Source organism: Pseudothauera hydrothermalis (assembly GCF_003345255.1).
Taxonomy (GTDB): domain Bacteria; phylum Pseudomonadota; class Gammaproteobacteria; order Burkholderiales; family Rhodocyclaceae; genus Pseudothauera; species Pseudothauera hydrothermalis.
Window position 1 is genome coordinate 300,150 of record NZ_CP029331.1, and the last position, 21,528, is coordinate 321,677.

The 21,528-nt window shown below is 64.9% G+C and carries 22 protein-coding genes; 16 read left to right on the forward strand and 6 right to left on the reverse strand.

Features of this window, described 5'->3' with window-relative positions:
- Positions 1-24: 24 nt before the first annotated feature.
- Together DIE29_RS01375 and DIE29_RS01380 are read right to left on the reverse strand one after the other, a co-directional pair.
- Complete coding sequence (locus DIE29_RS01375) at positions 25-996, reverse strand: TAXI family TRAP transporter solute-binding subunit (protein WP_114648989.1); 972 nt, start codon at positions 994-996, stop codon at positions 25-27.
- 147 nt (positions 997-1,143) lie between these two features.
- The gene (locus tag DIE29_RS01380) at positions 1,144-2,481 is read right to left on the reverse strand and encodes a D-amino acid dehydrogenase (protein WP_102040697.1); all 1,338 of its coding nucleotides are present in this window, start codon (positions 2,479-2,481) and stop codon (positions 1,144-1,146) included.
- Between the two features lie 59 nt (positions 2,482-2,540).
- Between DIE29_RS01380 and DIE29_RS01385 the strand changes: the two genes are divergently transcribed.
- On the forward strand, positions 2,541-3,536 hold the full coding sequence (locus DIE29_RS01385; RefSeq protein WP_108079488.1) for a LysR family transcriptional regulator: 996 nt from the start codon (positions 2,541-2,543) through the stop codon (positions 3,534-3,536).
- Positions 3,537-3,619: 83 nt separating this feature from the next.
- Entirely contained in the window at positions 3,620-4,447 is an 828-nt protein-coding gene (locus tag DIE29_RS01390; RefSeq protein ID WP_102043051.1) for a helical backbone metal receptor, read from the forward strand.
- Positions 4,448-4,476: 29 nt separating this feature from the next.
- On the opposite strand, the gene moeA is transcribed toward DIE29_RS01390, so the two are convergent.
- Positions 4,477-5,706 carry a molybdopterin molybdotransferase MoeA gene (moeA, locus tag DIE29_RS01395; protein ID WP_102040699.1) on the reverse strand — a complete coding sequence of 410 codons (1,230 nt, stop codon included), beginning with the start codon at positions 5,704-5,706 and terminating at the stop codon, positions 4,477-4,479.
- A gap of 195 nt (positions 5,707-5,901) precedes the next feature.
- On the opposite strand from moeA, the gene DIE29_RS01400 reads away from it, so the two are divergent.
- The 8 genes from DIE29_RS01400 (at position 5,902) to DIE29_RS01435 (ending at position 12,479) form a co-directional block, all read left to right on the forward strand.
- The gene (locus tag DIE29_RS01400) at positions 5,902-6,375 is read left to right on the forward strand and encodes a 4Fe-4S dicluster domain-containing protein (protein WP_102040700.1); all 474 of its coding nucleotides are present in this window, start codon (positions 5,902-5,904) and stop codon (positions 6,373-6,375) included.
- Between the two features lie 13 nt (positions 6,376-6,388).
- The gene (locus tag DIE29_RS01405) at positions 6,389-8,236 is read left to right on the forward strand and encodes an aldehyde ferredoxin oxidoreductase family protein (RefSeq protein ID WP_114648990.1); all 1,848 of its coding nucleotides are present in this window, start codon (positions 6,389-6,391) and stop codon (positions 8,234-8,236) included.
- A 166-nt stretch (positions 8,237-8,402) separates the two neighbouring features.
- Positions 8,403-9,662, forward strand: a complete 1,260-nt coding sequence (locus DIE29_RS01410) for an NAD(P)/FAD-dependent oxidoreductase (RefSeq protein ID WP_114648991.1) — start codon at positions 8,403-8,405, stop codon at positions 9,660-9,662.
- 16 nt (positions 9,663-9,678) lie between these two features.
- Positions 9,679-9,930: a sulfur carrier protein ThiS gene (gene thiS, locus DIE29_RS01415; RefSeq protein ID WP_102040703.1), complete on the forward strand. Its 252-nt coding sequence runs from the start codon at positions 9,679-9,681 to the stop codon at positions 9,928-9,930.
- On the forward strand, positions 9,930-10,244 hold the full coding sequence (locus tag DIE29_RS01420; RefSeq protein WP_102040704.1) for a hypothetical protein: 315 nt from the start codon (positions 9,930-9,932) through the stop codon (positions 10,242-10,244). Before thiS ends, DIE29_RS01420 begins: the two co-directional genes overlap by 1 nt.
- The gene (locus DIE29_RS01425; protein ID WP_102040705.1) at positions 10,241-10,945 is read left to right on the forward strand and encodes an ABC transporter permease; all 705 of its coding nucleotides are present in this window, start codon (positions 10,241-10,243) and stop codon (positions 10,943-10,945) included. The genes DIE29_RS01420 and DIE29_RS01425 overlap by 4 nt, the downstream gene beginning before the upstream one ends.
- A gap of 5 nt (positions 10,946-10,950) precedes the next feature.
- Positions 10,951-11,664: an ATP-binding cassette domain-containing protein gene (locus DIE29_RS01430; RefSeq protein WP_102043052.1), complete on the forward strand. Its 714-nt coding sequence runs from the start codon at positions 10,951-10,953 to the stop codon at positions 11,662-11,664.
- The gene (locus DIE29_RS01435) at positions 11,646-12,479 is read left to right on the forward strand and encodes an ABC transporter substrate-binding protein (RefSeq protein ID WP_102040706.1); all 834 of its coding nucleotides are present in this window, start codon (positions 11,646-11,648) and stop codon (positions 12,477-12,479) included. The genes DIE29_RS01430 and DIE29_RS01435 overlap by 19 nt, the downstream gene beginning before the upstream one ends.
- Here DIE29_RS01435 and DIE29_RS01440 read toward each other — a convergent pair.
- The 3 genes from DIE29_RS01440 to DIE29_RS01450 are packed head-to-tail and all read right to left on the reverse strand — an operon-like array spanning position 12,462 to position 15,911.
- A complete protein-coding gene (locus DIE29_RS01440) occupies positions 12,462-12,947 on the reverse strand; it encodes a putative toxin-antitoxin system toxin component, PIN family (protein WP_102040707.1) in 486 nt (161 codons plus the stop codon). The two genes, DIE29_RS01435 and DIE29_RS01440, sit on opposite strands and share 18 nt — an antisense overlap.
- A 59-nt stretch (positions 12,948-13,006) precedes the next feature.
- Entirely contained in the window at positions 13,007-14,830 is a 1,824-nt protein-coding gene (locus tag DIE29_RS01445; protein ID WP_102040708.1) for a PHA/PHB synthase family protein, read from the reverse strand.
- Positions 14,831-14,849: 19 nt separating this feature from the next.
- Positions 14,850-15,911 carry an MBL fold metallo-hydrolase gene (locus DIE29_RS01450; protein WP_114648992.1) on the reverse strand — a complete coding sequence of 354 codons (1,062 nt, stop codon included), beginning with the start codon at positions 15,909-15,911 and terminating at the stop codon, positions 14,850-14,852.
- A 154-nt stretch (positions 15,912-16,065) separates the two neighbouring features.
- Between DIE29_RS01450 and DIE29_RS01455 the strand changes: the two genes are divergently transcribed.
- From DIE29_RS01455 to DIE29_RS01480, 6 genes are all read left to right on the forward strand, one after another.
- A complete protein-coding gene (locus tag DIE29_RS01455) occupies positions 16,066-16,503 on the forward strand; it encodes a MerR family transcriptional regulator (protein WP_102040710.1) in 438 nt (145 codons plus the stop codon).
- Positions 16,504-16,579: 76 nt separating this feature from the next.
- Positions 16,580-17,047, forward strand: a complete 468-nt coding sequence (locus DIE29_RS01460; protein ID WP_102040711.1) for a PaaI family thioesterase — start codon at positions 16,580-16,582, stop codon at positions 17,045-17,047.
- A 54-nt stretch (positions 17,048-17,101) separates the two neighbouring features.
- Positions 17,102-18,274 carry an isovaleryl-CoA dehydrogenase gene (locus DIE29_RS01465; RefSeq protein ID WP_102040712.1) on the forward strand — a complete coding sequence of 391 codons (1,173 nt, stop codon included), beginning with the start codon at positions 17,102-17,104 and terminating at the stop codon, positions 18,272-18,274.
- A gap of 82 nt (positions 18,275-18,356) precedes the next feature.
- A complete protein-coding gene (locus DIE29_RS01470; protein ID WP_102040713.1) occupies positions 18,357-19,547 on the forward strand; it encodes an acetyl-CoA C-acetyltransferase in 1,191 nt (396 codons plus the stop codon).
- 112 nt (positions 19,548-19,659) lie between these two features.
- The gene (locus tag DIE29_RS01475) at positions 19,660-20,793 is read left to right on the forward strand and encodes an acyl-CoA dehydrogenase (protein ID WP_102040714.1); all 1,134 of its coding nucleotides are present in this window, start codon (positions 19,660-19,662) and stop codon (positions 20,791-20,793) included.
- Between the two features lie 122 nt (positions 20,794-20,915).
- The gene (locus DIE29_RS01480) at positions 20,916-21,518 is read left to right on the forward strand and encodes a 2-hydroxychromene-2-carboxylate isomerase (protein WP_102040715.1); all 603 of its coding nucleotides are present in this window, start codon (positions 20,916-20,918) and stop codon (positions 21,516-21,518) included.
- The last annotated feature ends 10 nt before the right edge of the window (positions 21,519-21,528 follow it).

Genomic DNA, 21,528 nt, shown 5'->3' on the forward strand with positions numbered 1-21,528 from the left:
CGCCCCGGTGGGTGAGGGAAAGGCTTACATCCAGCCCTTTTCTTTGTAGTACTTCACCGCGCCATCATGCAGCGGGGCGGACAGACCGTTCTTGATCATCTCCTCGGCCTTGAGGTTGGCAAAGGCCGGATGCAGGCGCTTGAATTCATCGAAATTCTCGAACACCGCCTTGACCATGGTATAGACCACATCGCTGGGCACCTTGGTCGAGGTGACGAAGGTGGCCAGCACGCCGTAGGTGGTGGTCGGTTCCGGGTTGTTGGCATAGAGCCCGCCCGGGATGGTGGCCACCGCGTAGTACGGGCGTTCGGCTATCAGTTTTTCCACGGCCGGGCCGGTCAGCGACACCAGCTTGGCGCCGCAGGTGGTGGTCGGGTCCTGGATGTTGGCCGAGGGGTGGCCGACGCCGTAGAAGAAGCCGTCGATCTTGTTGTCGCACAGCGCCGCGCCGTGTTCGTCGGCCTTCAACTCGGAAGCCAGGGAGAAGTCCGAGAGTTTCCAACCCATGGCGTTGAGCAGCTCCTCCATCGAGGCGCGGGTGCCGGAGCCCGGGTTGCCGACGTTGAAGCGCTTGCCCTTCAGATCGTCGAAGGTCTTGATGTTCGCCTCTTTGCGGGTGAGCACGGTAAATGGCTCGGGATGGATGGAGAACACCGCACGCAAGTCTTTGTTGGGGCCTGCGTCCTTGAAGCTGCTGGTGCCGTTGTAGGCATGGTATTGCCAGTCGGATTGAGCCACGCCAAAGTCCAGCTCCCCGGCACGGATGGTGTTCAGGTTATAGACCGAGCCGCCGGTGCTTTCCACCGAGCAGCGGATGCCATGCTGGGCGCGGTCTTTGTTGATCAGCCGGCAAATCGCGCCACCGGCGGCGTAATACACGCCGGTGACCCCGCCGGTGCCGATGGTGACGAACTTCTGCTGGGCCTGGGCCGGGGCGGTGCCCAGGGCGCCGACAAGCGCGAATGCGGCGGCCAGTGCGGTGAGCTTCTTCTTCATGCTTTCCTCCTGATGATGTGTCATCACACGATTGGACGATCCCGTTCGGTGCGGGCTCTTTTGGAGCCCGCCCCCACTGGCGGGGGACGGAAAGTGGTTCAGCTTGGCATGCCAGCTCCCCAGCTGTCAGCTAGGGATTGCCCGAAGTTATCGGTCTGTGCCGTGTGGCGCAAGTGTATTCGTCACCCGCCACGGGCGCCGGGCGCCCTGCGGACCGGCAGCGGGAAGCGCGAACTCGTCGTCCGGCACCGCCGGTGTGCGCCCGCCGATGCGATCGGCGATGATGCGGGCGCTGCCGCAGGCCAGGGTGAAGCCCAGTGCGCCGTGTCCGACGTTGAGCCACAACCCCGGCACCCCGCTGGCGCCGAGGATGGGACGGCCGGTCGGTGTGGCCGGGCGCAGGCCGGCCCAGGGCTGGATATGCGCCAAATCGACGCCGGCGCCGAAGGTCTGACGGGTTTCGCGCACCAAGGTGGCGATCCGCTCAGCGGACAGATTGTCATCGTAACCGACGATGTCGGCCATGCCGGCTACCCGCAGTTGCTCGCCCAGGCGCGCATAGACGATTTTGCGCTGAAAGTCGGTCACGCTCAGGGTCGGCACCGCCGCGGGGTCGCGTACCGGCGCGCTGATGCTGTAGCCCTTGAGCGGGTAGATCGGCAGATCGATGCCGCAGCCTGCGGCCAGTGCGCGCGCGCCGACGCCGTTGGTTAGCACACAGGCCGAAGCGGGCAGTTCCGCCGCGTGGCCTTCCGGGGTGCGTAAGCTCAAAGCGGCCAGTGTGCCGTCTCGTAACACCAGCTCCTCCACCGCGTGGCCGAGCATCAGTTGGGCGGGGTTGTCGCCCTGTTGCAGGCGCTCGGCCAGCGCCAGGCAGAGCTTGTGGCAGTCGCCGGCTTCTTCGCTGCGGGTGAGGATGCCGCCGACGATTTGTTCGCGCACACCGGCAAGTGCCGGCTCGGCATCCACGCAGCCGGCGGCATCCAGCGCTGTCTGTTCGCTGGCCAACTCCGGCTGGCTGGCAAGTAGCGCACGCGCCGAAGCGAAGCTTTTGGCATCGCGATAGACCACCAGCTTGCCGTTGCGCCGGTAGTCGAAGGCCAGACCGTGGCGCTCGACCAGATCGTGAACCAGGCGCTGGCTATAGAGCGCCAGCGGCAGCAGCGCAGCCACCGAGCGCAGTTTGTCGTGGGCATTGCAGGCGCGCAGGAAATCGGCGATCCAGCGCCATTGGGCGGGGTCGAAGCGCGGCAAAAACCGCACCGGGGCGTCGCGACTGAGCATCCAGGCGGGAATCTTGGCCAGGACGTCCGGATCGGCCAACGGCGCGATGTAGCGGTAACTCAACTGCCCGCCATTGCCTTGGCTGGTGCCGCTGCCCACCACCGGGGCGCGTTCGATCACGGTGACGCGATGACCGTCTTCGCGCAAAGCCCAGGCGGTGGTAAGCCCGACGATGCCGGCGCCGATGACCACGATGTCCATGACGATGTTCCTGCTGACTGAATAACTGCAAACGATAGCCGTTGCGCAAGATACCAATCATGCAGATCATGGGCATGGGTATGTTTGAAAGACATTGGATTGCCATGCGTCTGCGTCAGATCGAAGTCTTCCGCGCGGTCATGCTGACCGGTTCGGGCAGCGCGGCCGCCCGCTTGCTGGGCGTGTCCCAGCCGGTGGTATCGAGGGTGTTGAGCCATGCCGAGCTCGGCCTGGGTTTTGCGCTGTTCGAGCGCCGCCACGGGCGGCTGGTGCCCACGCCCGAGGCCCGCGCACTGTTTGCCCAGGTGCAGCGCGCCTGGGGCGAGATCGAGCGCATCGAGGCGCTAGCGGCCAATCTCAGGCGCGGAGCCAGCGGCCTGCTGCGCGTGGCGGCGACGCCTTCACTGGCTACCGCCTTGCTGCCCGAGGCGCTGGCAGCGATGCGTGCCGCCCATCCCGGAGTGGTTTGCGATTTGTGGGCCAGCCACACGCGCGAAATCGAGGCGCATTTGCTGGCATGGGAGGTCGACGCCGGGTTTGCCATCGAACCGCCCGAGCAGGCAGCGGTGGCACTCACACCCTTGTGTCAGGGCGAGATGGTGCTGGCCGCCCCGCGCGAGTGGACGGCCGGCGTGCTGCGCCTTGGGGAGCGCGCCTGGCTCGCCGGGCGGCCGTTCATCGCGCTGGCCGAGGCTACATCGCTGGGCGAGCGCCTGTCGGCCCGGCTGTCGGCGGCCGAATGGTCGCCCGCTCAGGTTCTGCGGGTACAAACTTATGCGCTGGCTGGCACCCTGGTCGAACGCGGCCTGGGTTACGCCTTTTTGGACAGTTTCACCGCCGCTACGCTGACACCGGCGCGGGTGGTGCTGCTGCGCACCGATCCGCCGATCGGCTTCAGCCTGAGCAGGATGAGCTCGGTCGGCGCCGCCCCATCGGTGCTGCTGGGCCGGCTATGCGACTGTCTGGTGCAGGCAGCAGCGCTGTCGGCCAGCCGCTTAAAGGCGCGGCTGGCCAGCGAGGCGCTGAATTTGCGCGCTGTCGGTGGGGAAGGTTGAACGTGTCGACGGCCGGCGCTGTCCTGCCGCAAACCTGGCTGCTTACAATTCCGCCTGCAACCCACTTCAGCATTTTTGCCGCCATGACGGAACCGGTCGATGAATTCACCGATGCGCTCGGCACCGTGCATCGCCCCGCCAAGGGCGAGGTACGCATCGTCTCACTGGTGCCGTCGTTGACCGAGTTGATCTGCGATCTGGGGCTGGCTGCGCACCTTGTCGGACGCACCGGCTTTTGCATTCATCCGCGTCAGACGCTGCGCACGGTGTCCAAGGTGGGCGGCACCAAGGATGTGAAAATCGACCGTGTGCGCGCGCTCGCGCCGACGCATTTGATTGTCAATATCGACGAGAATCGGCGTGAAACGGTGGAGGCACTGGCGGCCTTCGTCCCGCATGTGATCGTCACCCACCCGTGCACCCCACAAGACAATTTTGCGCTCTACCGGCTGTTTGGCGCAGTGTTCGACCGTCGCGCCGAAGCCGAGCGCTTGTCCGCCGAATTGGCTGCGGCCTTGGCTGCGGCCCACAGCGTGGCCGCCGGCCTGCCGCCGGAGCAGGTGATCTATCTGATCTGGCGCGAGCCGTGGATGGGCGTGGCGCGCGACACCTACATTGCCGCCACCCTGGCCGCGGTGGGCTGGCTCACCCTGCCGGCGGCAAGTCAGGTGCGTTATCCGCAGATCGACTGGCAGGCGCCAGGTATGCAGGCGGCCGTGCGGGTGTTCGCGTCCACCGAACCCTATCGCTTCGGCGAGCGCCATCTGGCTGAAATCCGCGCCCTGTCCGGCGGTCTGCCGGTCAGCCTGATCGACGGCGAAATGACCTCCTGGTACGGTAGCCGGGCGGTGGCCGGGCTGCGCTATCTGAGTGCCCTGCGGCGGACCTTGTCTGCAGGTCCAAGGCCGTGAGCCGCCTGAGACCTGCGGGTCGCAGGCGCTTACAGCCGGCCGCGGAAGGGGCGCACCATCACCTTGTCGCCGGCTGCCACCGCGCCTTGTGCTTCGTCGAGCACGATGAAGCAGTTGGCTTCGGACATCGAGCGCAGCACACCCGAACCCTGAGCGCCGGCTAAGCGCACCTGGCCGCCTTCGAGAATCGCGCGCACGAACTCACGCCGGCCGGGCTTCTTTTGGATCGGGTCGCGGCATACCGCCTCGAATAGCGGCAACTCGGGCAAAGGCGCCACGCCCATCAGTTTTTGCAGCGCGTCCTGCACGAACTCCAGGAAGGTCACCATCACCGCGACCGGATTGCCGGGCAGGCCAAAGAGCCAGGCCGACCCGATCCGCCCGAAAGCCATCGGCCGGCCGGGCTTGATCTCGAGCTTCCAGAAACTGACCTCGCCCAGCCGGCCTGTGATTTCGCGGATGAAATCGGCCTCGCCCACCGACACCCCACCGCTGGTCAGGATCACATCGGCACAGGCCGCGGCCTCGGTAAATGCGGCTTCGACCGCGTCGGGGGTGTCGCGCACCACCCCCATGTCGATCAGCTCGCAACCGAGCTGGCTCAACAGGCCAAAGAGCGTGTAACGGTTGCTGTCGTAGATCTGGCCGGGCGCCAGCGGCTGGCCGATGCTGGCGATCTCGTCCCCGGTGGAGAAGAACGCCACCCGCAGCCGGCGCACCACCGCGACTTCGGCAATGCCCAGTGAGGCGATCAGGCCCAGTTCGGCCGGGCCGATGCGTTTGCCGGCGGGAATCGCCGGCCGGCCGGCGGCCAGATCCTCGCCGGCGCGGCGCAGGTTCTGGCCGGCACGCTGGCCGGGCGGCACCACCACCTGTGCGCCCTCGACGCGGACCTCCTCTTGCACCACGACGGTGTCGGCGCCATGCGGCATGACTGCCCCGGTCATGATCCGCACCGCCTGCCCCGGCCCGACCAGCCCGGAAAACGCCTTGCCGGCGAACGCGGTGCCGACCACCTCGAGCCGGGTCTCGGCATCCGGCGCGAGATCGGCCGCGCGTACCGCGTAGCCGTCCATCGCCGAATTGTCATGGGCCGGCACATCGAAGGGGGCGATCACCGCCTCGGCCAGCACCCGGTTGAGCGCGGCCCGTATTGCGACCCGCTCGACACCGCGAATCGGCGTCAGTGCATCGAGCATGGCGTGACGCGCCTCTTCGGCGCGCAGGGTATGACGGGGGGGCGTGGTGGGTTTGCTCATCGTTCTGGTGCTCTTAGGATCGGCTGCTATGCGGCACTGCGCATTGACTTCACGGCCACTGAGGTCAAGCATGCGCATTGTATGCCGACCCGGCAACACAACACATCACACAGGTCGGTCATCGCCAGGATGCACAAAAGATCCGCACAGGGCGGTGCATTCGTTCATGTCTGCCAGCCAAGGAGGTTACGGTCCATGTGGAAAAGCCTTTTCATCGACCCGCAGAAATGCACCGGCTGTCTTCAGTGCGAGATGGCCTGCTCGTATGAGCACACCGGGGCGTTCAATCCCGCCAAGTCGCGCATCAAGGTGTTCAATTTCGAACATCAGGGCCGCAAAGTGCCCTACACCTGTACCCAATGCACCGAAGCCTGGTGTATGAACGCCTGTCCGGTCGATGCCATCCGGCTGGATCGGGGCACCGGCGCCAAGGCGGTGTTCGAGGATGTTTGCGTGGGCTGCAAGGTGTGCACCATCGCCTGCCCGTTCGGCACCATCAATTACAACGTCGATACTGGCAAGGTGCAGAAATGCGACCTGTGCGCCGGCGATCCGGCCTGTGCAAAAGCCTGTCCGACCGGCGCGATCAGCTATGTGGACGCCGACTGGACGGGCCTGGGGCGCATGCAGGCCTGGGCGGCGAAAGCCAACCCGGTGGTCACCGAATAAGGAGGGAACGACGATGGCCTGGACCCGCAAGATCCTGCGTGTGAATCTCAGCGCGGGCACCTGCAGCGCCGAAGCGCTGAACATGAAGTGGGCCGATGAATATCTCGGCTCGCGTGGGCTTGCCACCAAGTACCTGGTGGAAGAGATCGACCCGAAGGTCGATCCGCTGTCGCCCGACAACAAGCTGATCATGGCCACCGGCCCCCTGACCGGCACCATGGCCTCGACCGGCGGACGCTACACCGTGGTCACCAAGGGGCCGCTGACCGGCGCGATCGCCTGCTCGAACTCGGGCGGCTTTTTCGGTGCCGAGATGAAATTCGCCGGTTGGGATATGATCATCTTCGAAGGCAAGTCTCCGAAGCCGGTCTATTTGTATGTCGAAAACGACCGCGCCGAACTGCGCGATGCCGCCCATCTGTGGGGCACCAGCTGCTGGCACACCGAGGAAACCATCAAGAAGGAACTACAGGACCCGCTGGTGCGGGTGTCGTCGATTGGCCGTGCCGGCGAGAACCAGGTGCTGTTCGCCTGCGTGGTCAATGACCTGCACCGCGCGGCCGGCCGCTCAGGCGTCGGCGCGGTGATGGGCTCCAAGAACCTGAAGGCGGTGGCGCTGCGTGGCACCCGTGGCGTCAGCGGAATCCGTGATTTTCCGGCCTTCATGAAGGCGGTCAATGACGGCAAGAAGGTTTTGGCCGACAATGCGGTCACCGGCCAGGGGCTGCCCAAGTACGGCACCCAGGTGCTGATGAACGTGATCAACGAGATCGGCGCGCTGCCCACCCGCAACCACCGCGATGTGCAGTTCGAGGACGCCGCCAAGATCTCCGCCGAGGCGATGCACGAAAAGCGCCCCACCGACGGCAAGCCGCATCTGGTCACCAACGCCGCGTGCTTCGGCTGTACGATCGCCTGCGGGCGCATTTCGGAAATCGACAAAGGCCATTTCACCGTGGTCAATAAGCCCGAATACTGGGGCGCCTCGGGCGGGCTGGAGTACGAAGCAGCCTGGGCGCTCGGTGCGGCCAACGGCGTTGGCGACCTCGAGGCACTGCAATACGCCAACCTGCTGTGCAACGAGCACGGCATGGACCCGATCTCGTTCGGCGCGACGGTCGGCGCGGTCATGGAGCTGTACGAAATGGGTGCGATCAGTAAAGAGGAAATCGGCATCGAGGCACCCTTTGGTTCGGCGATGGCTTTGGCCCGCTTGGCGGAGATGACCGCCCAAGGCGAAGGCTTCGGTAAGGTGATCGGCCTGGGCAGCAAGCGCCTGTGCGAAAAATACGGCCATCCGGAACTGTCGATGAGCGTCAAGGGTCAGGAATTCCCAGCCTACGATTCGCGCGGCATTCAGGGCATGGGGCTGGCCTATGCCACCTCCAACCGCGGCGCCTGCCATCTGCGCGGCTACACGGTGGCTTCCGAGGTACTGGGCATCCCGGTCAAGACCGACCCGCACACGACCGAAGGCAAGCCGGCGCTGGTCAAAGCCTTTCAGGACGCTACTGCGGTGTTCGACTCGGCTGGTATCTGTATCTTCACCTCGTTTGCCTGGAGTCTGGCCGATGTGCAGCCCCAGTTGCAGGCCGCTTGCGAGGGCGACTGGTCGATGGACAAGCTGCATCAGGTCGGCGAGCGGATCTGGAACATGGAGCGCCAGTTCAATTTGGCCGCCGGCCTGACCGCCAAGGACGACAACCTGCCACCGCGCCTGACCTCGGAGCCGGCCAAGAGCGGGCCGGCCAAGGGGCTGGTCAATCAGCTCGACAAGATGCTGCCCGAGTATTACCAGCTGCGCGGCTGGAACGCCGAAGGCGTACCCACCGCCGATACGCTGCAAAGACTGGGTCTGTAAGCGGGGTGCCAGGTCGCGCCGGTCCGGCGGCTGGCGCGGCGTGGTGGGCGATTTTTCTTCAGACGGCCCACGACTGCTGCGCCCCGCTGCGCGCTGGGTCGTTCACAGTGCGCAGCGGGGCGACGCGTGGGGTGTTCTGGCAGTGGTTCGACGAGGTGAATGCGTCATGAAGCATTTGATTCTCGGTAATGGCCCGGCGGGGGTGCTGGCGGCGGAGACTTTGCGCCGGCTGGCACCGACCGACGAGATCGTCGTGGCTGGCAACGAAGACGCCCCGCCCTATTCGCGGATGGCGATTCCTTATCTATTGGAGGGCAATATCGACGAGTCCGGCACCTATCTGCGCAAGACCGAAGGTCACTTCGCGCAGCTCGGCATCCGTCTGCTCAACGCCCGCGCGGTGGCGTTGGATGTGGTGAAAAAGCGGGTACTTTTCGATGACGGCCATTTCGAACAGTACGACCGGCTGCTGATCGCGACCGGCTCGCACCCGGTGCGCCCGCCGATCCCCGGCGTGGACCTGCCCCGGGTGCATACCTGCTGGACGCTGCAGGATGCGCGCGCGATCGCCGAGCTGGCGCGGCCCGGTGCGCGGGTGCTGCAACTGGGCGCCGGTTTCATCGGCTGCATCATCATGGAAGCGCTGGCCAAGCGCGGCGTCGAACTGACCGTGGTCGAAATGGGCGACCGCATGGTGCCGCGCATGATGACCCCGAAGGCCGGCAACCTGATCCGCCGCTGGGTCGAACACAAGGGCATCCGGGTGCGCACCCAGGCCGGGGTCGATCGTATTGACGCCACCCCGGACGCCGACGCGCCGCTCGCGGTGCATCTATCCACCGGCGAAACCTTGGCCTGCGATCTGGTGATCGTCGCCGCCGGGGTCGCGCCGAATGTCAGCTTCCTGGAAGCCACCCCGGTGCATGTGGCCAAGGGTGTGCTGGTCGATGCGCGGATGGAAACCTCGGTGCCTGGCATCTTCGCCGCCGGCGATGTGGCCGAGGCGCCGGACATTTTCACCGGCGCCCATCTGGTCGCGGCAATCCAGCCCAACGCGGCCGATCAGGCGCGGGTCGCGGCGGTCAATATGGCCGGTGGCAATGCGCGGCTGCCCGGCGTGCTGGCGATCAACGTGCTCGACACCCTCGGGCTGATCTCCACCTCCTTCGGCCAGTGGTGGGGCGAAGAAGGCGGTCAGGGCGTGGAATTGTGTGACGAAGCGGCGTATCGCTACCTGAGCCTGCAGTTCAAGGGCGATGTGCTGATCGGTGCCACCGCGGTGGGGCTCACCGAGCATGTCGGCGTGCTGCGCGGGCTGATCCAGAGCAAGCTCAGGCTGGGCGAATGGAAGGACCGGCTGCTCGAACAGCCACTCTTGTTCATGGATGCCTATCTGGCGCGCACCCAGCCGGTTGCGCTGGTGTAATCGTGGGGCCGTAGCGATGCGTGTGGTGTTCAAGCTGTTCGCGACCCTGACCGACTATCTGCCCCCTGAGCGCCGTGGCAACTGCCTGGAACTCGATGTGCCGGACGGCACCACGGTGGCCGGGCTGATCGCCCGCTACCGGGTGCCGGAAAAGAGCGCCCATCTGGTGCTGGTCAATGGGGTGTTCGTGCCGCCTTCCGATCGCGCCAGCCGGCAGCTTGCCGAAGGTGACGAGCTGGCGGTGTGGCCGCCGGTGGCGGGGGGTTGATGGCCGGCTATCTGGCGGCGGAAGTCCCCGCGGTCTTGGAACGCACGATGTCCGCCACCCCCGCCGAATTCCTGCGTTGTCTACAGATCGCGTTGCCAGCCGGAAGCATAGACCGGATTCATGCCGGCGGCTGCCGGGTATGCGCGGACGGGCTGGAACTGCTGCTCGACTGGACCCCGGCCGGCGAGCGCCGGATCGGGCTGCTGGCGCTGCCGCAACTGCGGGTGCGCTACCGCTTCGTCAAGGGGGATGCCGACACCCGCGCGCATTTCCTCGCCCGACTCGACCGCGCGATGCAGCGGGGTGGCGGATGAGCGGCATGGGTGCCGCTTTCGTCGAAGCCCTCCGGCTGCTCGAAGGCTTCGACCACCGGGTCGCCGAGATCGTCTGGCTGTCGCTGCGGGTTAGCGTTAGCGCGGTGCTGCTCGGCACGCTGATCGGCCTGCCGCTGGGCGCCTGCCTGGCGGTCGGCGACTATCGCGGCAAGCATCTGGCCACGGTGCTGGTCAATGCGTTGATGGGCCTGCCCTCGGTGGTGATCGGCGTGGTGGTCTATCTGGCGCTGTCGCGCTCCGGCCCCTTCGGCCATTTCGGGCTGCTGTTCTCGCCGCTGGCGATGGTGATCGCACAGACCCTGCTGGTGGTGCCGCTGATGGCGGCGATCGCCCGCCAGGTGGTCGAGGATGCCTGGCGCGGCTACGCGGAGGAGCTGACCGCGCTGCGCTTGAGCTGGTGGCAGTCAGTGACCACCCTGCTCTACGACTGCCGGCATTCGCTGCTGGTGGCGGTGCTGGCCGGGCTGGGGCGGGCGATGAGCGAGGTTGGCGCGGTGATGATCGTCGGCGGCAACATCGACCGGCACACCCGGGTGATGACCACTGCGATCGCACTGGAAACCTCGAAGGGCGACCTGCCGCTGGCGCTGGCACTTGGGCTGGTGCTGCTGGCGATCATCCTGTTGCTCAACGGCGCGGCCTTCGTGCTGCGCCAGTGGGCGATGCGGCGCTACGGGTGAGCGCCATGTTTCCGCTCAGGATCGAAAACCTGCGTTTTGCGCCCAACGGCCGACCGGTGCTCGACGGCGTGGACCTGACGCTGGATGGCGAAGGCATCAGCCTGCTGCTGGGGCCGAACGGCGCTGGCAAGAGCGTGCTGCTGCGCACCCTGGCCGGGCTGATCGAACCCACCGGCGGGCGGTTCGACTGGGGCGGCGGCGCACGGCCACATTTCGGGGTGGCGATGGTGTTCCAGCATCCGATGATGCTGCGCGCCTCGGTGCTGGCCAATGTCGCGCTGGCGCTCAAGCCGATGGGGGTGGCCCGCGCCGAACGGCACCGGCGCGCCCGCGAAGTGCTGGCCCGGGTGGGGCTGGCCGGACGCGAGGACGACAGCGCGCGGCAACTCTCCGGCGGTGAGCGGCAACGGCTGGCGCTGGCGCGCGCCTGGATCACCGCCCCCCGCCTGCTGCTGCTCGACGAGCCGACCGCCAGCCTCGACCCGTCGGCCAGCGCCGAGGTCGAACGGATCATCCGCGAAATCCGCACCGAAGGCTGCAAGGTGGTCATGAGCACCCACAACCTGGGCCAGGCCACCCGGCTGGCCGACGACATCATCTTTCTGGCTGCCGGCCGGGTGCGCGAGCACAGCCCGGTGCGCCGCTTCTTCGCGCAGCCGGCCTCGGACGAGGCCCGGCTTTTCATCCGGCGGGAACTGCCATGGCAGATGGGCTTGTGAAACTTCAAAGATGCTGTGCGGCCTTGGTGCTGGCTTTATTGGGGGCGTTTGGCACGGCGCAGGCGGCTGAGAGCATCACACTGGCTTCGACCACTTCAACCGAACAGTCGGGGCTATTCGGCTTCATCCTGCCGAAATTCACCGCCAAAACTGGCATCGAGGTGAAGGTGGTGGCGCTTGGCACCGGCCAGGCGCTGGACCTGGGCCGGCGCGGTGACGCCGATGTGCTGCTGGTGCACGACCGCCCGGCCGAGGAGCGTTTCGTTGCCGAGGGCCATGGCGCCTACCGCAAGGATGTGATGTACAACGACTTCGTGATCGTCGGTCCGGCCAGCGACCCGGCCGGGGTGAAGGGCGAGCAGGACGCGGTCAAAGGCTTCGCGCTGCTCGGCAAGGGTACGGCGCCCTTCGTGTCGCGCGCCGACAACAGCGGCACCCATGCGGCCGAACTACGGCTGTGGCAGCAGGCCCGCATCGCGCCGGTCGGCCAGCCCTGGTACAAAGAATCCGGCTCGGGCATGGGGCCAACGCTCAACATGGCGGCCAGCCTGGACGGCTATACGCTGAGCGACCGCGGCACCTGGGCCAATTTCAGGAACCGGCAGAATCTGGTGATCCTGCTGCAGGGCGACCCGCGGCTCTACAACCCCTATGGCGTGATCCTGGTCAATCCAGACAAACATCCGCATGTGAACAAGGCCGCTGCCGAGCGCTTCATCGCCTGGATCACTTCCAGCGAGGGGCGCGCAGCGATCGCCGAGTACAGGTTGGGCGGCGAGCAGTTGTTCTTTCCTGTTCTAGCGACCGGGCGCTGAGTCGGCCGTGTCCGCGACGTATTGAGGAAAGACCTCCCCGGCTTTGGCCAACCAACGCTCAGGGGTGAGAATGCCGAAGCGTTCGCGCACCAAGCGGTGTGAGGCCAAGCGCAGCAGGGCCTTGTCGCGGGTGAGCAGCAGACTGGCGCCGGCATCGCGGGCGATTTCCAGGAATTTCTGGTCATCCGGGTCGCGGCAGGCGGGCAGCGGCGAGGCATCGGCGGCCGGCGGGGCGATGCAAACCACTCGTGCCCGGTAAGCCGCCAACAGGGCGGTCTGGCGTGCCGGATCAATGGCAAACTGCCGATAGGCGAGCACGCGGCGCAATTCCTCCAGCGCGTCGCTGCGGCAGGCCAGGCGCAAGCGGGCGGATTCGATGTACGCACGCAGCGCGCTCAGCCCAGGGTCCTCGAAGAACCACAGGGCCATCACGGTGTTGGTGTCGAGTACGACCGTGGGAATATGCATCGGCGCCAAAACAAAGAGGGGGCCGCAGCCCCCTCGCGCATCCGCGCGCTCCAATGCAGTCAGGCGCGGCGGGTGTTGTCGATGCGCACTTTGACGTAGCTGCCCGGCGCGTCTTCGATGACCGGCAACTTGCCTTGGGCCGGATCGCGCGGCGCGACCTGCTCGGCGTCATGCGCCACCACCCAGGCTTGCCAGTCGGTCCACCACGAACCAGGCTGTTGTTGTGCGCCGGCGAACCATTCGTCGGCAGATTCGGGCAGCTTGGCGGTGGGGTTCAGCCAGTAGCCGTATTTGTTGGCCGCAGGCGGGTTGACGATGCCGGCGATATGGCCGGAGCCGCCCAGCACGAAGCGCACCGGACCGCCAAAGTGGCGCGCGCCGGCGTAGGTGCTCTTCCAGGGCGCAATGTGGTCTTCGATGGTGGAGATGAAATAGCAAGGCACCTTGATTTTAGAGAGATCGATCGGCGTGCCGTCGATTTCGATGCCGCCGGGCTGGACCAGGCGGTTTTCCATATACATTTTGCGCAGGTAGAAGCTGTGCATCTTGGCCGGCATGCGGGTGGAATCGGAGTTCCAGTACAGCAGGTCGAACGGGAAGGGGTCTTTGCCCATCAGGTAGTTGTTCACCACGAACGACCAGATCAGGTCGTTGGCCCGCAGCATGTTGAAGGTGGTGGCCATTTCCGAGCCTTCCAGGTAGCCGCGCTCGAACATTTTCTTTTCGAGGCTGGACACCTGACCTTCGTCGATGAACACGCCCAGCTCGCCCGGATCGGTGAAGTCGGTCATGGTGGTGAAGAAGGTGGCCGCAGCGATCCGCTTTTGCTTTTTGGCCGCCAGATAAGCCAAAGTGGTGGCCAAAAGCGTGCCGCCCAGGCAGTAGCCGGCGGCGTTGACTTCTTTTTCGCCGGTTTGCCGTTCGATGGCGTCCAGCGCCGCGATCACGCCTTCCTGTACATAGGCGTCGAAACTCTTTTCGGCCAGCTTCTCGTCCGGGTTCACCCAGGAGATCACGAAGACGGTGTGACCCTGGTCCACGCACCACTTGATATAGGAATTTTTCTCGCGCAGATCGAGGATATAGAACTTGTTGATCCACGGCGGCACGATCAAAAGCGGGCGCTTGTACACTTTGTCGGTGGTGGGCGTGTACTGAATGAGCTGCATCATGTCGGTCTGGAAGACCACTTTGCCCGGCGTGGTGGCAACGTTCTTGCCCAGCTCGAAGGCGCTGGTGTCGGTCATCTTCACCCGCAGGTTGCCGCCGCCTTCCTCGATGTCACGCAGCAGGTTGTTCAAGCCCTTGAGCAGATTCTGCCCGCCGCTTTTGAGCGTTTCGCGGAACACCTCCGGGTTGGTGATGGCAAAGTTCGACGGGCTCATCGCGTCGATGTATTGCCGGGTGTAGAAATTGACCTTCTTTTGTGTTTGCTCGTCCAGCCCTTCCACACAGCAGACCGTGTCATGCACATGGCGCGCAGCGATCAGGTAGGACTGCTTGATGAAGTCGAACAAAAAGTGTTGTTCCCACTCCTCGTCCTTGAAACGTTTGTCGCTCTTGTCCGGGGTAGCCACCGGCGGCGCCTGCATGCCCATGAAACGCAGCATGGAGTGCTGCCATAGCGAAAAATAGTCCCACACCAGCTGCATTTGCGACTGAGCGAGCTTGTAGGGGTTGGCCAGCAGCTTGGCCATCATGTCCATGAAGGCTTGGGCGATGCCCAGCTCGTCGGCCGGTGCGGTGACGCCCTTTTTGAGCTGGCGCTGCACATGCTCGCTGATCAGCTTGGAGGCTCGTTGCGCCACTTCGGCGTAGGTCTTGGCGACCTCCTTCGGATCGGGAAGTTCGGGATGGGTGGTCTCTTGCGTGGGTGCAGCCATTTGTCTTCGTACTCCTCGTTCAAGCGTTTCTTGCAAAACGGATCACGCCATCGCCATCGACCTGCCTGCTGAGTGCGCCTTGCACCGCAAGATGGTTCAGATGGGCGATTGCCTCCCCCATGGCGAACATCACCTGGTGGGTGTCCAGTTCGCGCGGGAACAGCGTGCCGAGCAGCTCCCCGGCGCTGCGCGGCGTACTGCATGCTGCCAGCAATTCATTACAGCGGTCGCGGTGGTGGGCCAAAAGTTGGGCCACCCGCGCCCGGATGCCCCGAAAGGGACGCCCATGCGATGGTAGCACGAGCGTTTGCTCGGGCAGTTCGCCGATGCGCCGCAAGGACGCGAGAAACCGGCCGAGCGGATCATCGTCCGGCGTGGCGGCCAAAACGCTCACATTGGTGGAGATGCGCGGCAGCAGCATATCCCCCGAAATCAGTATGCCAAGCGAGGCACAGTAAAGGCTGGCGTGTTCCGGGGCGTGGCCGTAGCCGACGATGACTTGCCATTGGTGCGCGCCGATCTGCAGGCGGTCGCCGTCGAACAGCCGCCGGTAGCGGGTCGGCAGCGCCGGCACGCCGCGGCGGTAGGCGTTGCCGCGGGCGGCCAGCGCGTCCAGGCGGGCGGCATCCAGGCCGTGGGCGCGGAACTGCTCCACCATGTCGGCCACGCAATAGCCAGGCAACTGATGCCAGAGCGCGTGGCCGCCCAGAAATTCGCCCTGGGTCATGCAGACCCGCGCCCCGTCGCGGGCGGCCAGCCAGGCGGCCAGGCCAAGATGGTCGGGGTGGCAGTGGGTGACTACCACGCGCGACAGCGGGCGAGCGTTGGCAGCTAGGATGGCGTTCCAGTGCGCACGCACTTCGTCCAGGCCATAGCCGGTATCGACCGCCACGGCGGCATCGCCGTCGTCGAGCAGCCACAGGTTCACATGATCCAGCGCAAAGGGTAGCGGCATACGAATCCAGCCCACTCCGTCGGCAACCGGGCGCAGTTGGCCGCTGGCTGGGTGGTCGGACCACGGGTAAAGCAAGTCTTTGGCAGCGTCGGGGTCACCGTTATGGGCGGGGATGACGGGATTCATCGGGTGCTCTCCTGCGGGGTGGGGTGCGATGCGCATTGCTCAAACCCCGGAAATCTGTTTAACTTTGCCTGCTGCAGAAATCTTTTGCTATATAAAACAATCACTTGAAATTTACTCGTGTTTCCGGTCGTCAAGAGGCGACGCGGGCAGCGTCATGGCCAGCGAACAAACCTATACCATCACCGAGCTTGCACGCGAATTCGATGTGACCCCACGTGCGATCCGGTTTTATGAAGACCAAGGGCTGCTTACGCCCGCACGCAGTGGCCGTGCGCGGGTCTATAGCAAGGCCGATCGTACCCGCCTGCGCCTGACTTTGCGCGGCAAGCGTCTGGGCTTGTCGCTTGCCCAGATCAAGGAATTGATCGATATGTACGATGGGGTGCATAACTCGGTGCCCCAGTTGCAGCGTTTTCTGCGGGTGCTCGCCGAGCGCCGCGCGGCCTTGATCCAGCAGCGCGAGGACATCGAGGCGGTACTGGGCGAGATTGACATGCTGGAACGTCAGTGCGCCGCGCTGCTGGGCGACAATGTCGCGGGAGCGGCCTTGGCGCGCGCCGAGCTCGATCGTCATATGCGCGGCACGGGGTGATTTTTTTGTTGTTCAGTTTACGTTGACGTAAACGTAAAAACAATGACAGGATTCGTGCTCGCGTCAAGGAGTGCCTATGCGTCCTCAAGCATCCGTTTTCCAGCCGCGTGACCCGGATTATGCCGCGCGGGTGCGGGCGAGCTTCGGCCGGCAGCCGGCAATGAGCCTGATTGGCGCGCGCATCGTTGCGGTCGAGCCAGGCTTGGTCGAAATCGAATTGCCACATCGGGATGATCTGACTCAGCAGCACGGCTATATCCACGGTGGTATCGTCGGCATGATCGCCGACAATGCCGGCGGTTTTGCCGCCAACTCGCTGGTGTCGGCCGAAGCCAGCGTGCTGACCGTGGAATACAAACTCAATCTGCTCGCCCCGGCCGCCGGCGAGCGCCTGGTGGCTTGCGGCGAGGTGGTGCGTGCCGGGCGTACCCTGATCGTCACTCGCGCGGATGTGTTCGCGGTGCAGAACGGTCAGTGGAACTTGTGCGCCACCATGCAGCAGACCATCATGGTTTTACCTGGCAAGACCGAACGGACCGATTGAACGCATCCACATAAACCACGACCGCTAAATCCGCAACGCGGAGGAGATGACGACATGAATGTACCCAGCCTGGACTTCAACCTCGGCGAAACCATCGAAATGCTGCGCAACACCCTGCGCGACTTTTGCGCGGCGGAGATCGCGCCGCGCGCGGCCGAAATCGACCGGCAAAACGAGTTTCCGGCGGATTTGTGGAAAAAGCTCGGCGACCTCGGGGTGCATGGCATGACCGTGGAAGAAGAGTACGGCGGCACCAACATGGGCTATCTGGCGCACATCGTTGCGATGGAAGAAATCTCGCGCGCCTCGGCTTCGGTGGGGTTGTCCTACGGCGCGCATTCGAACTTGTGCATCAATCAGATCCGCCGTAACGGCAACGAAGCGCAAAAACGCAAATACCTGCCGGGCTTGATTGCGGGCGAGCAGGTGGGGGCGCTGGCGATGTCCGAACCCAATGCCGGCTCCGACGTGGTCAGCATGAAGCTGCGCGCCGACAAAAAGGGCGATCGTTATGTGTTGAACGGTTCCAAAATGTGGATCACCAACGGTGGCGATGCCGATACCCTGGTGGTCTATGCCAAGACCGACATCAATGCCGGCGCGCGGGGCATTACCGCTTTCATCATCGAAAAAGGCATGAAGGGTTTTTCCCATGGCAATCACCTGGACAAGCTCGGCATGCGCGGCTCCAACACCTACCCGCTGTTCTTCGATGACGTGGAGGTGCCCGAGGAAAACGTGCTCGGCGGCGTGGGCAACGGTGTCAAGGTGCTGATGAGCGGGCTGGATTACGAGCGTGCGGTACTCGCCGGCGGGCCGCTGGGCATCATGGCGGCCTGCATGGATGTGGTCGTGCCCTACATGCATGAACGCAAGCAGTTCGACACCCCGATTGGCGAGTTCCAGCTCATGCAAGGCAAACTGGCCGATATGTACACCACCTGGAGCGCCACCCGCGCTTACGTCTATGCGGTCGGTCAGGCTTGCGACCGGCTGGATCATTCGCGCACGCTGCGCAAAGATGCCGCCGGCGCCATCCTGTATGCAGCCGAAAAAGCCACCTGGATGGCCGGCGAAGCGATTCAGGCGCTGGGCGGCGTCGGTTATACCAATGAATATCCGGTCGGACGGTTGTGGCGCGATGCCAAGTTGTACGAAATCGGCGCCGGCACCAGCGAAATCCGCCGCATGCTGATCGGCCGCGAGTTGTTTGCCGAAACCATCTGAGGCGCATTCCCGAACGCCCGGCTGGACGCTGCCGGGCGTGTCAGCCAAACCCGCAACACATCCGAACCCACAGGAGTGAGTCATGAATGATCCGGTTGTCATCGTTTCCGCAGCCCGCACCCCGATGGGAGGCTTTCAGGGCGAGCTTGCCGCGCTCACCGCGCCGCAGTTGGGGGCGGAGGCCATTCGCGCGGCGCTTGCGCGCGCGGGGCTGAATCCCGAACAAGTGCAGGAAGTCATCATGGGCTGCGTGCTGCCTGCCGGGCTGGGCCAAGCGCCGGCCCGCCAGGCTGCGCTGGGCGCGGGCTTGCCGTTGTCGGCCGGCTGCACCACGGTCAACAAGGTGTGCGGTTCGGGCATGAAGGCCACCATGCTGGCGCATGATCTGCTGCTGGCCGGTAGCAATGAAGTGATGGTGGCTGGCGGCATGGAATCCATGTCCAACGCGCCCTATCTGCTGCCCAAGGCGCGCGGCGGCTACCGCCTGGGCCACGGCCAGGTAGTGGACCACATGTTTTTCGACGGCCTGGAAGACCGCTATTCGGAGCAAAACAAGGGCCGCTTGATGGGTACGTTTGCCGAAGACTGCGCTGCACATTACCGCTTCAGCCGCGAAGCACAGGATGAATTTGCGATGGCTTCGACCACTCGGGCGCAGAAAGCCATCCGGGAAGGTCTATTCAAGTGGGAAGTGGCCCCGGTCACCGTTGCCGGGCGCAAGGGCGATGTGGTGGTGGAAAACGACGAGCAGCCGCTCAAAGCTCAACTGGAAAAAATCCCCACCCTCAAACCGGCTTTCAGCAAAACCGGCACGGTCACCGCGGCCAATTCCAGTTCCATCTCCGATGGCGCCGCCGCGCTGGTGCTGATGCGCCGCTCCACCGCCGAAAAGCTCGGCCTGCAACCGCTGGCGACCATTCTCGCGCATGCCACCCATTCGCAGGCCCCGGAGTGGTTTACCACCGCCCCGGTCGGTGCCATGCAAAAGGTGCTGGACAAGCTCGGTTGGCAGGTTGGCGATGTCGATTTGTGGGAAATCAACGAGGCGTTTGCGGTGGTGACCATGGCCGCGATGAAGGAGTTGAACCTGCCGCATGACAAAGTCAACGTGCACGGCGGCGCCTGCGCCTTGGGCCACCCGATCGGTGCTTCCGGTGCGCGCATCGTGGTCACCTTGCTCGGTGCGCTGCGCCAGTACGGCTTGAAGCGCGGCGTGGCCAGCCTGTGCATCGGCGGCGGCGAGGCCACTGCGCTGGCCGTGGAACTGGCGTAGCGGCGGGCTGGCCGGCGACCGCAGCGTCGGTTGCCGGCAGGCCGTCTGGCGAAAGCCGGCCGTTCCTGCCGGAGGCCGCGCGGTTTTTGTTAGGTATTCAGGACACCATGCAATGATCCTTACCCAAGAACAGGAAATGATCCGCGACGCAATGCGTGCCTTTGCGCAAGAGCGCCTGGCGCCATTCGCCGCCGAATGGGACCGCCACCACACTTTCCCGCGCGAAGCGTTGCGGGAACTGGCTGCGCTGGGTGCGCTCGGCATGGTGGTGCCGGAACAGTGGGGCGGCGCGGGTCTGGACTATATGAGCCTGGTGCTGGCCTTGGAGGAGATCGCCGCCGGCGATGGGGCCACGTCCACCATCGTCAGCGTGCAGAACTCGCTACCCTGCGGCATTCTCAACCGTTTTGGCACCGATGCGCAGAAAGAAGCTTGGCTCAAGCCGCTTGCCCGAGGCGAAAAACTGGGCTGCTTTTGTCTGACCGAACCGCATGTCGGCTCGGATGCCGCAGCCATCCGCACCAGCGCGGTGCGCGAAGGCGACTACTGGGTGCTCAACGGCGTCAAGCAATTCATCACCACCGGCAAGCATGCCGACGTGGCGATCGTTTTTGCGGTCACCGACAAGGCGGCCGGTAAAAAAGGCATCACCTGCTTTCTGGTGCCGGCCGACTCGCCCGGCTACCAGGTCGGTCGCATCGAAGAAAAAATGGGCCAACGCGCCTCGGACACCACCCAGATTCTGTTCGAAAACTGCCGGATTCCGGTCGATCATGTCATCGGTCAGGAGGGTGAAGGCTACAAGATCGCGCTCGCCAACCTGGAAGCCGGGCGGATCGGCATTGCCGCGCAGTGTCTGGGCATGGCGCGCGCTGCGCTGGAGGCTGCGGTCAAGTATGCGCAGGAGCGCGAAGCCTTCGGCAAGCCGATCTTCGAGCACCAGGCGGTGAATTTCCGCTTGGCCGACATGGCCACCCGCCTGGAGGCCGCCCGTCAGTTGGTCTGGCACGCCGCCAGCCTCAAGGACGCCGGCCGGCCCTGCCTCAAGGAGGCCTCGATGGCCAAACTGTTCGCCTCCGAAATGGCCGAATCCGTGTGCTCGGACGCGATCCAGGTGCACGGCGGCTACGGTTATGTGAGCGACTTTCCGGTCGAGCGCATCTACCGTGACGTGCGGGTGTGCCAGATCTACGAAGGCGCTTCCGACATCCAGCGCATGGTCATCGGCCGCGCGCTGGCGGGCTGAAGCCGAGTGAGTTGACGGTTCCGCGGGCCCCACGCCTCCGGGATTCCCAAGCCTCCCTCTCCAACCCTGGGGGTGTCCGCGGAACCTTTTTTATTGACCGACCCTTGCAGGCAGCGCACACCATGGCCGAACCGATCGACTTTTACTTCGACTTCTCTTCGCCTTACGGCTACTTCATGGCCGAAAAAATCGACGAGCTGGCCGCCGCCCACGGGCGCAGCGTGCGTTGGCGGCCTTTCCTGCTGGGCGCGGTGTATAAGCACACCGGCGCCAAGCTGATGTTGGAGGCACCGCTCAAAGGCCCTTATGTGTTCCGCGACTTCGCGCGCACCGCGGCGTTTTACGGCTTGCCTTGGACGGTGCCGCAGCCCTTCCCGGTGGGCACCCAGGTTGCGGCGCGCGCTTTTTACTGGCTGCTCGACCAGGACGAAGCGCGGGCCCGTCGCTTTGCATTGGATATTTATCGGACCTATTTTGCCCAGGGGCGCGACATTTCCCAGGAAGCCGTGGTGGCGGACGTGGCCGCAGCCGCCGGCGCCGATCGTGGCGCATTGGTGCAGGCGCTCTGCGGCGAGGCGGTCCGCAATCGTCTGCGGGACGAATGCGCCCAGGCCATCGCGCGCGGCGTGTTCGGCTCACCGTTTGTGATCGTCGATGGCGAACCGTTTTGGGGCGCTGACCGCATCCCGCAGATCGAGCGCTGGCTGAAAAACGGACCGTTTTGAGGGCCGTGCA